Below are 15079 nucleotides of genomic sequence, written 5' to 3'. Positions count from 1 at the left end.
TCTTACCCTTGTTTCCTATGGTAATCTTGCCGTTAACCGCCTACGATCATAGCTATTATAAATGGAATAGTTCGAGGTGGTTATGCGCTGGCAAGGGCGTCGTGAAAGTGACAATGTAGAAGACAGACGCAGTGATGGCGGCGGCGGTCCTTCAATGGGTGGGCCAGGCTTCCGGTTACCCAGCGGCAAGGGCGGTATAATCCTGCTGATTGTGGTTTTGGTCGCGGGTTACTACGGCGTTGACCTCACCGGGTTGATGACCGGTCAGCCGCTGCAGCAGCAGGAGCATTCTCAGCGCTCCATCAGTCCGAATGAAGATGAGGCGGCCAAATTTACCTCCGTTATTCTCGCCACAACAGAAGACACCTGGGGTCAGCTGTTCGAGAAGATGGGGCGTACCTACCAGCAGCCGAAGCTGGTGATGTACCGGGGGGCAACCCGCACCGGATGCGGTACCGGGCAATCTGTGATGGGGCCGTTCTACTGCCCGGCAGACGGCACCGTCTATATCGATCTCTCTTTTTACGATGACATGAAACGCAAGCTTGGCGCTGACGGTGATTTTGCCCAGGGCTATGTGATCGCGCATGAAGTCGGCCATCACGTGCAAAAGCTGCTGGGGATTGAGCCAAAAGTGCGCCAGCTTCAGCAAAATGCGTCTCAGGCTGAAGTGAACCGCCTTTCCGTTAAAATGGAGCTGCAGGCAGACTGCTTCGCGGGCGTCTGGGGCCACAGCATGCAGCAGCAGGGCGTGCTGGAATCCGGCGATCTTGAGGAGGCGTTAAATGCCGCTCAGGCTATCGGTGACGACCGTCTTCAGCAGCAGAGCCAGGGGCGCGTCGTGCCGGACAGCTTCACTCACGGTACCTCACAGCAGCGCTATAGCTGGTTTAAACGCGGCTTCGACAGCGGCGATCCGGCGCAGTGTAATACCTTCGGCAAAGCGATGTAATGCTGGAGTTTGAACAGCTAATAGGCGAGCTTGAGCGCACCGGCCATCGTCGGCTGGTGGTGCTCAGCGGCGAGGCGCAGTGGACGTTAAGCCAGGCGGTTGCCCTGCGTGACGCCTTTCCCGGAGACTGGGTAAGGCTGGACGAACATCCTTCAAAAGCCATCAGCGGCCTGCTGGGCCGCGAGTTCCGGCATGCCGTTTTTGACGCCAGCGCCGGGTTTGATGTCGCCGCGTTTGCCGCCCTGAGCGGAACGCTGAGCGCCGGAAGCCTTCTGGTGCTGCGGGTTCCACCGCTCGACGCGTGGGCCGAGTTGCCAGACAGCGATTCACTGCGCTGGAGCGACAGCGCCGAAGCGATAGCCACTCCGCATTTTGTACACCATTTCTGCCGGACGATTGCCGCCGACCCCGACGCGATTGTCTGGCATCAGGGCCGTGCGTTATCTCTTCCACCTTTACCCGACGCGCTTGACTGGCAGCCTGCCAGCGGCGCCCCGCAGCGCGAACAGGCTGAGATCCTGGATGTGCTGCAGGGGATGGCGGAGGGCATCGTGGCCGTCACCGCCGCGCGCGGGCGCGGAAAATCAGCCCTGGCGGGAATGCTGCTGAACCGCATTGCGGGCAGCGCCGTGGTCACCGCGCCGTCGAAGGGGGCGACGGATATCATCGCCCGCTTTGCCGGAGAGCATTTTCATTTTATGGCCCCGGACGCGCTGCTTGCCTCTTCACACCGGGCTGACTGGCTGATTGTCGATGAAGCCGCTGCGATCCCCGGACCTCTGCTGGAAAAGTTAGCAGTCCGTTTCCCTCGCGTGCTGTTGACCACCACGGTGCAGGGATATGAAGGGACGGGCCGGGGATTCTTACTAAAATTCTGCGGTCGGTTTGCCGGGCTGCAGCGCTACAGCTTATCTACACCGGTACGCTGGGCTGCGGGCTGCCCGCTTGAGCGGGTTGTCGCCAGCGCGCTGCTGTTTGACGATACGCTTATCGACCGCCGCCCGGAGGGAGAGGTGCGTCTAACGTCCCTGACGCCGGCGGCATGGGAAAGCCGCCCGGCGCTTGCAGCGAGCGTGTACGAGCTTCTCTGCGCAGCACACTATCGCACCTCGCCGCTCGATTTACGCCGCATGATGGACGCGCCCGGACAGCGGTTTGCCGTTGCCGAAACGGACCCGGATATCGCCGGGGCGCTCTGGCTGGTGGAGGAGGGCGGGCTGTCCCCCGAGCTTAGCCGCGCCGTGTGGGCAGGGTACCGGCGTCCGCGCGGTAACCTGGTGGCGCAGTCTCTGGCGGCGCACGGCGGCTCTCCGCTGGCGGCGACGCTCAGAGGACGACGGGTGACCCGCATTGCCGTACATCCTCACCGTCAGCGGGAAGGGATTGGCCAGGCGCTTGTTCGCAGCGCCAGCGGCGAAGATTATCTGTCGGTGAGCTTTGGCTATACCGATGAGCTTTGGCGTTTCTGGCAGCGATGTGGGTTTGTGCTGGTGCGGATGGGCAGCCATCGTGAAGCCAGCAGCGGCTGCTACACCGCGATGGCCTTGCTGCCGCAGAGTCAGGCAGGGCGTCAGCTGTGCGAGCAGGCGCAGCAGCGTCTGAAGCGCGATGCGCGGGTGCTATCGGCCTGGAACGGTGAAAAGATCCCCGTGGAGGATGGCTGGGAAGCTACCCTTAATAATGACGACTGGCTGGAGCTGGCGGGGTTTGCTTTTGCGCATCGGGCGTTTTCAACCTCGGTTGCCGCACTGAAGCGGCTGTTGTTAACCGTGGACATGCCGCTTCCGGCCCTGCGTGGGAAAATGGAAGGAAAAACGGAAGACGTCGGGCGAAAAGCGTTGCTGGCAACGTTGCGGAGTGAAACCGCGCAAGCGATTGAAAGCCTTGACTATCCGCGCTGCCAGCAGCTGAAAGAAGATATTTTGCAATGGCAATTTTTTCAATGACTTCTTCAGTAAAGTGGCATGGTCATTCACGTCGGGAGGCGTAGAATCCAGGTCATCTATTAAGGAGACCACCATGAAACACGACCATTTTGTTGTTCAAAGCCCTGACAAACCGGCTAAACAGTTACTGCTTCTGTTTCATGGCGTTGGCGATAATGCCGTCAATATGGGTCAGATTGGCAGCTGGTTTGCGCCCGTGTTTCCGGAGGCATTGATTGTCAGCATCGGTGGCGTAGAGCCGTGTGGTCCGAACGGACGCCAGTGGTTCTCTGTTCAGGGCGTGACGGAAGAGAATCGTCAGGCGCGCATCGACGCCATCATGCCCACCTTTATCGATATCGTCCGCTACTGGCAGCAGCAGAGCGGCGTGGGTGCCGACGCAACCGCATTGATTGGCTTCTCGCAGGGGTCAATCATGTCGCTGGAAAGCGTTAAAGCGCAGCCGGGTCTGGTTTCACGCGTCATCGCGTTTAACGGCCGTTTTGCGACGCTACCGACCAGCGCGACCACGCAGACCACCATCCACCTGATCCACGGTGGTGAAGACCGGGTGATTGAGCTCTCGCATGCGGTTGCCGCCCAGGAAGCGCTGATTCGCGAAGGTGGGGATGTGACGCTGGATATCGTTGACGAGCTGGGCCACGCGATTGACGACCGTAGCATGCAGTTTGCGCTCGATCGTTTGCGCTATACCGTACCGAAGCACTACTTTGATGAAGCGCTCAGCGGCGGTAAGCCGGATAACGATGATATCGTAGAGTTTATGTGAGGTTTCCCCCTCTCCCGGGGAGAGGGGAAAATTAACGATTACTTCTTCTGGTCCTTCTTCGGCCAGTCGTCGTCATCGTCCCACTTGTCGTTAAAATCACGGTGCGGGGGAAGATCCGGTTTGTTGGCGAGAAACTTTTTATGGTCAACGCGCTTAAGATCTTTAATCACGTTAAGCAATACGCCAACCAGAAAAACTAACACCAGAATCCACCAGTACTTTGAAAGCCAATCCATTCGCTATTCCTCTCTGAGCGTTCGTCAGGCGACGAGTTGCTCCATAATACGTTGATACATACGGGCCAGCAGTTGCAAATCTGCCGCATTGACACACTCATTGATTTTATGAATGGTTGCGTTCACTGGACCCAGTTCGACAACCTGGGCGCCCATACGGGCGATAAAGCGTCCGTCTGAGGTGCCACCCGTTGTCAGCAGCTGTGGCTTAATTTCATTATAGTGCTCGATGGCGTTCACCACCGCATCCACCAGTTTACCGCGCTGCGTCAGGAACGGCTGGCCGGAAAGCCACCACTCCACGGTGTAGCGCAGCTGATATTTTTCCAGCAGGGCGACAATGCGCGCCTTGATCATCTCATCGGTCAGTTCGGTGCTGAAGCGGAAGTTAAACTGGACGAAGTAGTCACCCGGGATCACGTTGTTGCTGCCGGTCCCGGCCTTGACGTTCGCAATCTGCATGCTGGTTGGCGGGAAGAATTCGTTGCCTTTATCCCACTCGATGCCCACCAGCTCGCTCAGCATTGGCGCAGCGCGATGGACCGGGTTATCGGCCAGATGCGGGTAAGCAACGTGCCCCTGAACGCCGTGAATGGTCAGGTTACAGGTCAGCGAGCCACGGCGCCCGTTTTTGACGACATCACCCACCACTTCGGTACTGGACGGCTCACCGACCAGGCAGTAGTCGAGACGCTCGTTACGCGCCATCAGCGCTTCAACGACCTTCACGGTACCGTTATGGGCGCTGGCTTCTTCGTCGGAGGTGATTAAAAACGCCAGACGGTTTTTGTGGTTTGGATGCTGAGCCACAAAGCGCTCTGCCGCCACGACCATCGCCGCCAGAGAGCCTTTCATGTCTGCCGCGCCGCGACCAAACAGCATGCCATCGCGGATGGTCGGTTCAAACGGCGGGTTAATCCAGCGATCCGCGTCACCGGCGGGAACGACGTCAGTATGCCCGGCAAAGGCCAGCGTTTCACCCTGGCCGCGCCACGCCCAGAAGTTTTGGGTATCGCCAAAATCCATGCGTTCAACGGTGAAACCGATGGCACGCAGGCGCTCAATCATAAGTGCCTGACAACCTGCGTCGTCCGGGCTAAGGGAAGGACGGCGAATAAGCTGCTGAGTCAGCTCAATGACCGGGCATGACATAAACTACACCTCAACGAAAAAAGTCGGAATAAAGGGTTTCACTGAAACCCAGCAGCATAGGCTGCCCTGGCGCGCAGAGCAATGGGCGTTTGATAATTGCCGGCATCTCGAGCATCAGTTTCGCCGCGCTGTCGGCGTTGTTGATGCTGGCGCGCAGAGATTCGTCGAGTTTACGCCAGGTGGTGCCGCGGGTGTTCAGCAGGGCTTCCCATCCCAGTTCGCCGATCGCGTTATGCAGAAATTTTGCATCAAGCCCGTCGGCACGGTAATCGTGGAAGCGGTACTCCACGCTGTTTGCTTCCAGCCAGCGGCGGGCTTTTTTGATAGTGTCGCAATTTTTAATGCCGTACATCACAACCATGGTGAATCCTTTTGCTCTTATGGCGATTAAATGTTCAGTAAATTCGAAGATATATCCTTAAGTGGAATATAACACATTCAGGAATCGTCTGGATTTACACTTCATCTTAATTCAACTCACATCTGTACGCTGAATATTCTTTCACCCTTTAAGCATAGATGTCCATAAGGTTTAAATTTCGAATAAACTCAGCGGGTAAAATAAAACTCACCCGTCCGTGGGGTTATTTCAAAATATTGCTAGCCGTCACAAAAAATTGACGGCTCTCCGTTCATATTTATCATAAATCCCCGCAGGACGTGGGGTACAATCACAGCAATTGGTTAAATAGTCTTCACAATGATGGTCCGTTTTTGTAGAATGCGCATAATAATAAGAGAGGTTGTTATGATTGAACGTGAACTGGGGAACTGGAAAGATTTTATCGAAGGCATGCTTCGTAAATGACATTCAGTAAGAATTGCAAGAGCACTAAAATAAGTAAAATAACCATAGTGTGAATTAATCACACAATAAAAAGGCGGCCGATAAAGCCGCCTTTTTTTATTTCAATCACTTACTCAGCGCGTTCCTTTAACGGGAAGCGGCGACGCACCAGCACAAAGAACAACGGCACGAAGTAAATGGCCAGAACGGTGGCCGAAATCATGCCGCCCATCACCCCCGTCCCGACGGCATGCTGGCTGCTGGAGCCTGCACCCGTACTGGTTGCCATCGGCAGTACGCCAAAGACAAACGCCAGCGACGTCATCAGGATCGGGCGTAAGCGCTGACGGCAGGCGTGCAGCGTGGCGGCCATCAGCTCGTGGCCTTTGGCATTCATCTCGTTGGCAAATTCAACGATCAGAATGGCGTTTTTCGCCGACAGGCCAATCACGGTGAGCAGACCCACCTGGAAGTACACATCGTTCTCCAGGCCGCGCATCCAGGTCGCCAGCAGGGCGCCGATAACCCCAAGCGGCACGACCAGCATGACGGAGAACGGGACCGACCAGCTTTCATACAGTGCGGCAAGGCAGAGGAAGACCACCAGCAGAGAGAGCGCGTAAAGCGCGGGGGCCTGCGCGCCGGAGAGACGCTCCTGGTAGGACATGGCCGTCCACTCCAGACCAAAACCGGCGGGCAGCTGCTGCACCAGTTTTTCCATGGTATCCATGGCGGTACCGGTACTGACGCCCGGCGCGGCTTCCCCGACGATTTCAACCGCAGAGTAGCCGTTATAGCGCTCCAGACGCGGCGAGCCGCTCTCCCAGTGCGAGGTGGCAAACGCGGAGAACGGCACCATGCCGCCAGCGTTATTCCTGACAAACCAGCGGTTTATATCATCCGGCAGCATGCGGAACGGCGCGGCGGACTGGACATACACTTTTTTCACGCGGCCGCGATCCATAAAGTCATTCACATAGCTTGAGCCCCACGCCGTTTGCAGGGTGTCATTGATATCGTTGATCGAGACGCCCAGCGCCTGCGCCTTACGCTGATCGATATCCACCTGGAGCTGCGGGCTGTCGTCCAGGCCGTTATGGCGAACGCGGGTCAGGCCCGGATCGTTGCCTGCCAGCGCTAGCAGCTTATCGCGTGCCGCCATTAGCGCCGTGTGGCCCGCCCCGGCGTGATCCTGCAGTTCCATATCAAACCCGGCGGAACTGCCCAGGCCGCTTATCGCCGGCGGGCTGCTGGCGAAGACGCGCGCCTCTTTGATGTGCGCAAAGGCTTTCGTCGCGCGTTCAATGATGGCAAATGACGTTCCCGTTCTGGTATCGCGCTCGTCCCAGTCCTTCAGGCGAACAAACATGCGGGCGACGTTCTGTCCGTTTCCGCCCGGGCCAGAGCCCACGGTGGAGAAGACCGACACAACGTTATCTTTCTCTTTGGTGAAGAAGTACTGTTCCACTTGCTGGACCACTTTCAGCGTCTGCTGCTGCGTTGCGCCGCTCGGGAGCTGCACCGAGGTGGTGAACATTCCCCGGTCTTCCATCGGCAGGAACGAGGTGGGAAGATGCATAAACAGCCAGACCATGCCGCCCAGCAGCACAACGTAAATCATCATCCAGCGCAGGCTGCGATGGAGCACGCCACCGACGGCAGATTCGTACCGCGCGGCATTGCGGTTGAACATGCGGTTAAACCAGCCGAAGAAGCCTTTTTGCCCGTGCTGCTCCCCTTTGTGCAGCGGTTTCAGAATAGTGGCGCACAGCGCAGGGGTGAGGATCAGCGCCACCAGCACGGAGAGCACCATCGCCGAGACGATGGTTATCGAGAACTGACGGTAAATCGCCCCGGTGGTGCCGCCAAAGAAGGCCATCGGGATAAAGACGGCCGACAGCACCATCGCAATACCGACTAACGCCCCCTGAATTTGCCCCATGGATTTGCGCGTCGCCTGGCGCGGTGAGAGACCTTCTTCGCTCATGATGCGCTCGACGTTTTCAACCACCACGATGGCATCATCCACCAGCAGGCCGATGGCCAGCACCATCGCAAACATCGTCAGGGTGTTAATGCTGTACCCGAACGCGTAAAGCACCGCAAAGGTCCCCAGCAGCACCACCGGGACGGCAATGGTGGGGATCAGCGTCGCGCGGAAGTTTTGCAGGAACAGGTACATCACCAGGAACACCAGCGCGATGGCTTCCAGCAGGGTCTTCACCACGTCCTCAATCGACGCTTTAACGAAGGAGGTGGTTTCGTAGGCGACTTTGTACTCCAGCCCGTGCGGGAAATATTGTGAAAGCTCGTCCAGACGGTCCAGCACCAGTTTGGCCGTGGCCATTTCGTTTGCACCGGAGGCCAGTTTAATCCCCAGGCCGGAGGCCTGATTGCCGTTAAAGCGGCTAAGGTAGTCGTATTTTTCCGCCCCCATTTCCACCGTGGCGACATCGCCCAGACGCACTTCCGACCCATCCTGATTCACGCGCAGGGTGATGTTGCGGAACTGGTCCGGCGTCTGCAGCAGGGATTGTGAATTGATGGTGGCGTTCAGGGCCTGTTTATCGACGGACGGCGTTCCCCCCAGTTGCCCCACCGCAATCTGGGCGTTCTGGGCTTTGATGGCATTCGTCACGTCGGTTGCCGTCATTTGGACGCTGTTCAGCTTGTTGGGATCGAGCCAGATGCGCATTGAGTACTGTGAGCCGTAAGCGTCGATATCGCCGACGCCGTTAATACGGCTGATGGGATCCTGAATATTACTGGCGACGTAGTCGGCAATGTCCTGCTTATCCATCGAGCCATCTGTCGAGACAAACGCGATGGTCAAAATGTTGGTATCACCGGTTTTACGCACGGTCACGCCCTGATTCTGCACCGCCTGGGGCAGCTTGCGCATGGCCGACTGCAGCTGGTTTTGTACCTGCTGCACCGCTTCGTCCGGGTCGGTGCCCGCCTTAAAGCTCAGGGTCACCGTCGCCTGGCCCGTGGCGCTACTTTGCGAGGACATGTACATCAGGTTATCCAGACCCGTCATGTTCTGCTCGATAACCTGCGTCACGGTGTTTTCCAGCGTCTGTGCGGAAGCGCCGGGGTAGTTTGCGGTGACGCGCACGTTAGGCGGTGCCAGATCGGGATATTGCTCAACAGGAAGTGAAGTAATCGCCAGGACACCTGTCAGACACAACAGGATGGCAAGCACCCAGGCAAAAATGGGGCGATCGATGAAAAAATTCGCCATGAAAGTGTGACCTCGTTTTGCTGCACGTCATTATTGTTTATTGCCCGCATAACTTTAGCGGTAAGGGCCAGGTCAAACGTGGAGAAATAAAGGAGATAATGTAAATTATCATGCGCTTTTCCCTGCGCGTCCCTCTTTACCGTTATTTACCCGTTAACGGCGCGGGCGCCGGGAACGTCACGCTGACCAGCGTGCCGCCGTTTTGCGGCTGCGAAAAGTGCAGCATTCCGCCGAGTCGTTGCGCGCGTTCGCGCATAATGTTCAGCCCGTAGTGTCCCGGCGGCTCGCTGGCTTCGCCAATCCCGATGCCGTTGTCACGAATGCTGACGCTGTGCGTACCGTCCGCTGCGGTCACGCAGCTTACGGTGATCTCGCTGGCCTGCGCGTGCTTAATGGCGTTCAACACGGCCTCACGCACGATCTGCAGCAGATGCACCTGCTTTTGCGCGTCCAGCGCCAGCGAGGAGAGGCGGCAGTCAAGATGCAGCTTCGCCTGCGTCTGGCTCTGCAGGACGTCAAGCGACTCCTGCAGCGCTGCGGGTAAATTCGCGTGGTTCAGCGTCAGGCGGAAGGTGGTAAGCAGTTCGCGAAGCTGCTGCCAGGCATTGTTCAGCTCGCGGGAGAAGTCGGATATGATGGTCTGCGCCGGAGTATTGTCCTCCGGCACGGCGCGTTTGAGCAGCGCCAGCTGAATGCGCAGATACGACAGCACCTGCGCCAGCGAATCGTGCAGCTCGCGGGCGATGGTGGCGCGCTCTTCCATCAGCAGCAGCTGCTGGTAATGCTTTTGCGCCTGGTTAAAGTACAGCCCGCGCCCGAGCATGGTCGCCACGCTTCTCATCAGCGGAAGGGGGACGCTGTCCGTCTCGCTTTGCCAGCGCAGCTCGCCGTAAAGGGTGTCCTGCATCAGTACCGGCAGGTTTTGCAGAGGAGTGCCCTCAGATTCCGTCCCTTCACACAGCCGCCAGTCGTCGCTGGTGCGCAGTTCCAGATAATTCATCTGCGTATAGTCATGGACAATCTGCAGGATATGCCGGAAGCAGTGGCTGTCTATCTGGCCGGTATTCAGCGCCTGAGAGCACTTGAACAGCATGTCGAGCTGCTGGTGGGCTTCATGCAAATGCCGCGTCTTTTCCGCAACCGAGGCCTCAAGCGAACGGTAAAGCGTAGCGAGCTCGGCGGACATGTGGTTGAAGGCGCGGGAAAGCTGGCCCAGCTCGTTCGGCAGGGCGGTATCCGGCGCCGGGGTCGCAAATTCCCCGCGCTCAACCCGTTCACTGGCCGCCACCAGATTGTTCAGCGGCAGCACCACCTGGCGACGGATGCGTCGCAGGGTAAACAGCGTCAGGAGCAGGATCCCGAGAGCGCCCGCCAGAGAGAGCAGGGTCACCGTCTGAATTTTATGTTCGGTGTAGTGCTGAAGGGCGAGCACAAAGGCATCAATGCGGCCAACAAAATCCTCAATGTGGGTTTGATACCACGCGCTGTCGCCGCGGGCGATGTGCGCATCCATCTCCAGCCAGGCCACGTGCAGCTGCTGGTAGCGCGCTTTGACATTGTCCGGGACGTACCAGCGGTTCAGCTTCTGCAGGGCAGGCGCGCTCAGCGTCCGTTGCCAGCTGTCGCGATGCGCGGCAAGGGAAGGGCTGTTGCGCTGCATCTCGTAGCCCAGGCGATAGCTCTGCATGCGCAGCGAACCCGCGATATTAATGGCTTCGGCGTCACGCTGGCTGCTGGCAAGCGTCAGCAGGGCGACGGTGCTGGTCAGCACGGATAAGACAATGATCGAAAAGAAAGCCCAGGCAAGGCTTCCGGAAACGGGTCGTTTAACGGTCACAGAACGGCTCTCTGAATAAAATTGATCTGCCACAGGTTCACTGTAAATAATTGGGCATCCTGGGCATTTGAACATTGCCCGATCGCGCCGTGATGCGTAAATACCATATTCATACAAAGAATAAGGTTATTGAACCAAAAACAGGTGTGGTTATGAATCGTTTTATTATGGCGAACAGCCAGCAGTGCATTGGGTGTCGCGCCTGTGAAGTGGCCTGCGTGATGGCGCACAACGATGAGCAGCATGTCCTGAGCGAGCGCCATTTTCATCCCCGTATTACGGTCCTGAAATCCGGCGACAAGCGACGCCCCGTCACCTGCCATCACTGTGAAAATGCACCCTGCGCGCAAAGCTGCCCGAACGGCGCCATCAGTAAATGCGATGACAGCGTACAGGTGAATCAACAAAAATGCATCGGCTGTAAGGCCTGCGTGGTGGCCTGCCCGTTTGGCACGATGGAGATTATCGTCACCCCGCTCGACAGCGGCAGCGTGAAGGCCTCGGCGAACAAATGCGATCTCTGTCTGACGCGGCCACGCGGCCCGGCCTGTATCGAAAATTGCCCGGCAGATGTCCTCTCACTGGTGACGCCTGCTGTCCTTGATAATCTGGCGAAGTCGCGCCGACAGCACACGGCCTGCCTGGAGGCGCAGCCCTGGCATGCGGAAGTCGTCGGAGAAACTGCTCCGCGCACCAAACTGCAGCAGATGCAGGCGACGGCGCCACGCGGCGAGCCCGACAAACTCGCTGCCGCAGAGCGCGTGGGCCATTTTAACGAAATTTACCTGCCGTTTCGGGCCGAGCAGGCCGCCCGCGAGGCATCGCGCTGCCTGAAATGCGGCGAGCACAGCATTTGCGAATGGACCTGCCCGCTGCATAACCACATCCCGCAGTGGATTGAGCGCCTCAACGCGGGGGATATCACCGGCGCGGTCGAGCTTTCTCATCAGACCAACTGTTTACCTGAAATTACCGGCCGCGTCTGCCCGCAGGACCGATTATGCGAAGGTGCCTGCACAATACGTGAAGAGGCGGGGTCCGTGACCATCGGGAACATCGAGCGCTATATCTCCGATCGGGCGCTGGCGATGGGCTGGCGGCCGGATATGTCCGCCGTTACGCCGTCGGGTAAACGCGTCGCGATCGTCGGTGCGGGGCCTGCCGGGCTGGCATGCGCCGACGTGCTGGCGCGCAGCGGCGTGAGCGTGACGGTCTATGACCGGCATCCGGAAATTGGCGGATTGCTGACCTTTGGCATCCCGGCATTCAAGCTGGACAAATCGCTGCTCGCGCGGCGCAGAGAGATATTTACTGCGATGGGGATCCGCTTCGAGCTGAACTGCGAGGTGGGCCAGGACGTGTCGATGTCGCAGTTAAAGCACGATTACGACGCCCTGTTTATTGGTGTGGGAACCTACCGCTCGATGAAGGCAGGTATCCCGCATGAAGACGCGCCGGGGGTCTATGACGCGCTGCCTTTCCTGGTGGGCAACACGCGGCATGTTATGGGGCTGGAGGCGACGGCCAGCGAGCCGTTCATCGACACCCAGGGTTTAAACGTGGTGGTGCTTGGCGGGGGGGATACCGCGATGGACTGCGTCCGCACCGCGTTACGCCACGGTGCGGCGAAGGTGACCTGCGCCTATCGTCGGGATGAGGCCAACATGCCGGGCTCGAAGAAAGAGGTGAAGAACGCCAGAGAAGAGGGCGCGACGTTTGAATTTAACGTCCAGCCGGTTGAGCTGACGCTGGATCCTGACGGAAAGGTCAACGGTATCCGGATGCTGCGTACCGAGCTTGGAGAGCCGGATGCGCAGGGACGGCGTCGGCCCGTTCCCGTGGCGGGCAGCGAGTTCGTGATGGCCGCGGATGCGGTCATCATGGCGTTTGGTTTTAACCCGCACGCGATGCCGTGGCTGCAGGCGCAGGGTGTCGAAACGGATGACTGGGGGCGGATCGTTGCCTCCGTCGAGAGCCGTTACCGTTACCAGACGACCAATCCACAGATCTTCGCCGGGGGCGATGCGGTACGCGGCGCGGATCTGGTGGTGACCGCCATGGCGGAAGGGCGTCATGCGGCGCAAGGGATACTCGACTGGCTGGGGGTTAACGCGCCAAAACATCATTAAACCGGCGGGCGACAAAGCGGGATTCACGGCGTAGTATAGGACGACTCATTGTGTCGTGGAGCCCGTATGACCCTGAAAATTGACGTTATCAAAGACAAAATTCTCTCTGAAAACTACTTTGTCCTGCGTAACATCACCTATGACCTTACGCGTAATAACGGTGAAGTGATCCGCCACAAGCGCGAGGTCTACGACCGCGGCAACGGAGCAACCATTTTGCTCTATAACCGTGAAAAGCAGAGCGTGGTGCTGATCCGTCAGTTCAGGGTGGCGACATGGGTCAATGGCAACCCCGACGGACGTCTGATTGAAACCTGCGCGGGCCTGCTCGATGATGATGAGCCGGAAGTTTGCATCCGCAAAGAGGCCGTCGAGGAAACCGGCTTCGAAGTGGGCGAGGTCAGAAAGGTCTTTGAGCTGTTTATGTCACCGGGCGGCGTGACTGAGCTCGTCCATTTCTTTATTGCGGAGTACAGCGACGCGCAGCGCACCCACCGGGGCGGTGGCGTTGAGGATGAAGATATCGAAGTGCTGGAACTTCCTTTTTCCCGGGCGCTGGAGATGATGCGTTCAGGGGAAATCAGGGATGGTAAGGCAGTGATATTACTGCAGTATTTACAGACAACCGGGTTAATGAATTTGAAGTCCGACGGGTATATCTGATAAATCCGATTGAGCAACCCCGGCTGGAACACGAAGATACTGCCCAGTTACGCGTTTTCGTTCCGGGATTGTGCCATTCATGCGCTACAGCGTCTTTTTGTTTTACCTGTTTTGTGTGCTCCTCGCGCCGCAGGTGCGGGCTGCACCTGCCCAGCAAGCCTTCTCTGACTGGCAGGTGACCTGCAATAACCAGAACTTTTGCCTTGCGCGCAACACGGGTGAACACCGTGGTCTGGTTATGACGCTCACCCGAAGCGCCGGCGCGAAAACGGACGCCACGCTGCGTATCGATCTTGGCGGTCTTGATACGCCCTCGGTCAAAGAGCCAGAGATTGCCCCCCGGCTGCTGCTGGATAACGTTCCCCTGAAGCTGGACAAACAGCGCTGGCAGCTCACGCCCTGGCATCTGAAAACGGACGATGCGGGCACCATCACCGCCTTTCTGAAAAACATCCAGGAAGGGAAGGCCCTGACCCTGCGGGGCGGTAAGCAGGTTATTTCACTGAGCGGTCTGAAAGCCGCGCTGCTGTTCATTGATGCGCAGCAAAAGCGCGTCGGCAGCGAAACCGCGTGGATCAAGAAAGGTGACGATCCACCGTTAAGCGTTCCGCCTGCACCCGCCTTAAAAAAGGTGGCGGTCGTCAACCCGACCCCGACGCCACTCTCCCACGCCGAACTGAACGACCTGCTGGACTATGGTACCGGACGGATGAACAGCAGCCAGTGCTCGCTGGATCCTAACCGCCGGGAAGTGCGCGTCACCGCGTTAACCGATGACAAAGCGCTGCTGATCGTCAGCTGCGAGGCGGGGGCCTATAACACGGTCGATCTGGCGTGGCTGGTATCACGCAAAAAACCGTTCACTGCCCGCAGCGTCAGGCTGCGTCTGCCGTTTACGCCGTCAAGCGACGGCAGTGAAATGGAGTTGATGAACGCCAGCTTCGATGAGAAGACGCGCGAGCTGACAACGCTCGCGCTGGGACGCGGTATGGGCGATTGCGGGATCCAGACGCGCTGGCGTTTTGACGGCCAGCGCTTCCGCCTGGTGCGCTACGCCGAGGAGCCCAGCTGCGACAACTGGAACGGGCCAGATGCCTGGCCCACGCTGTGGATCACACGCTAGTTTTGCCGGGTGGCGGCTTCGCCTTACCCGGCCTACGAATCTTGCGGTCTGTGACAATGTGCCGGGTGGCGGCTTGGCCTTACCCGGCCTACCAATCCTGCTGTCTGTGACAATATGCCGAGTGGCGGCTTGGCCTTACCCGGCCTACGAATCCTGCGGTCTGTGACAATGTGCCGGGTGGCGGCTTGGCCTTACCCGGCCTACCAATCCTGCATTATGTGACAATGTGCCGGGTGGCGGC

At 58.4% G+C, this 15079-nt stretch carries 12 protein-coding genes; 7 read left to right on the top strand and 5 right to left on the bottom strand.

The genetic code is table 11. From position 1 onward, the window contains the following. Positions 1–82: 82 nt before the first annotated feature. From ypfJ to ypfH, 3 genes are all read left to right on the top strand, one after another. The gene (ypfJ, locus tag AC2TE5_RS16440) at positions 83–952 is read left to right on the top strand and encodes a KPN_02809 family neutral zinc metallopeptidase (protein ID WP_032659348.1); all 870 of its coding nucleotides are present in this window, start codon (positions 83–85) and stop codon (positions 950–952) included. After that, positions 952–2898 (top strand): tRNA(Met) cytidine acetyltransferase TmcA, encoded by a 1947-nt coding sequence (locus AC2TE5_RS16435; RefSeq protein WP_484612025.1) that lies wholly within the window; start codon positions 952–954, stop codon positions 2896–2898. Before ypfJ ends, AC2TE5_RS16435 begins: the two co-directional genes overlap by 1 nt. 73 nt (positions 2899–2971) lie before the next feature. Then, positions 2972–3667, top strand: coding sequence for an esterase (gene ypfH / locus AC2TE5_RS16430; protein WP_048974870.1), 696 nt, complete (start codon positions 2972–2974; stop codon positions 3665–3667). A 38-nt stretch (positions 3668–3705) separates the two neighbouring features. Here the strand turns inward: ypfH and AC2TE5_RS16425 are convergent, their stop codons facing one another. Genes AC2TE5_RS16425 through AC2TE5_RS16415 form a run of 3 tightly spaced genes read right to left on the bottom strand, consistent with a single transcriptional unit; the run spans position 3706 to position 5416 of the window. After that, entirely contained in the window at positions 3706–3903 is a 198-nt protein-coding gene (locus AC2TE5_RS16425; RefSeq protein ID WP_014171111.1) for a YpfN family protein, read from the bottom strand. Positions 3904–3927: 24 nt separating this feature from the next. Continuing rightward, complete coding sequence (gene dapE / locus AC2TE5_RS16420) at positions 3928–5055, bottom strand: succinyl-diaminopimelate desuccinylase (protein WP_121425186.1); 1128 nt, start codon at positions 5053–5055, stop codon at positions 3928–3930. A 10-nt stretch (positions 5056–5065) separates the two neighbouring features. Beyond that, positions 5066–5416 (bottom strand): ArsC family reductase, encoded by a 351-nt coding sequence (locus AC2TE5_RS16415; protein ID WP_484612024.1) that lies wholly within the window; start codon positions 5414–5416, stop codon positions 5066–5068. Positions 5417–5803: 387 nt separating this feature from the next. On the opposite strand from AC2TE5_RS16415, the gene ypfM reads away from it, so the two are divergent. Next, positions 5804–5863, top strand: coding sequence for a protein YpfM (gene ypfM, locus AC2TE5_RS16410; RefSeq protein ID WP_015572204.1), 60 nt, complete (start codon positions 5804–5806; stop codon positions 5861–5863). Positions 5864–5972: 109 nt separating this feature from the next. On the opposite strand, the gene acrD is transcribed toward ypfM, so the two are convergent. After that, the gene (gene acrD, locus AC2TE5_RS16405) at positions 5973–9086 is read right to left on the bottom strand and encodes a multidrug efflux RND transporter permease AcrD (RefSeq protein WP_213328094.1); all 3114 of its coding nucleotides are present in this window, start codon (positions 9084–9086) and stop codon (positions 5973–5975) included. 142 nt (positions 9087–9228) lie between these two features. After that, the gene (gene narQ, locus AC2TE5_RS16400) at positions 9229–10923 is read right to left on the bottom strand and encodes a nitrate/nitrite two-component system sensor histidine kinase NarQ (protein ID WP_213328095.1); all 1695 of its coding nucleotides are present in this window, start codon (positions 10921–10923) and stop codon (positions 9229–9231) included. Between the two features lie 152 nt (positions 10924–11075). Here narQ and aegA point away from each other — a divergent pair, with 152 nt between their 5' ends. From aegA to AC2TE5_RS16385, 3 genes are all read left to right on the top strand, one after another. After that, a complete protein-coding gene (gene aegA, locus AC2TE5_RS16395; RefSeq protein WP_484612023.1) occupies positions 11076–13052 on the top strand; it encodes a formate-dependent uric acid utilization protein AegA in 1977 nt (658 codons plus the stop codon). A 66-nt stretch (positions 13053–13118) separates the two neighbouring features. Next, the gene (nudK, locus tag AC2TE5_RS16390; RefSeq protein ID WP_213328097.1) at positions 13119–13715 is read left to right on the top strand and encodes a GDP-mannose pyrophosphatase NudK; all 597 of its coding nucleotides are present in this window, start codon (positions 13119–13121) and stop codon (positions 13713–13715) included. Between the two features lie 79 nt (positions 13716–13794). Next, positions 13795–14838 (top strand): DUF1176 domain-containing protein, encoded by a 1044-nt coding sequence (locus AC2TE5_RS16385; protein WP_484612022.1) that lies wholly within the window; start codon positions 13795–13797, stop codon positions 14836–14838. Positions 14839–15079: the final 241 nt, after the last annotated feature.

This window comes from Enterobacter sp. N5-15 (genome assembly GCF_057221635.1).
Note: the sequence above shows the minus strand (reverse complement) of the source record. Positions and strands in the feature narration are given on the sequence as shown.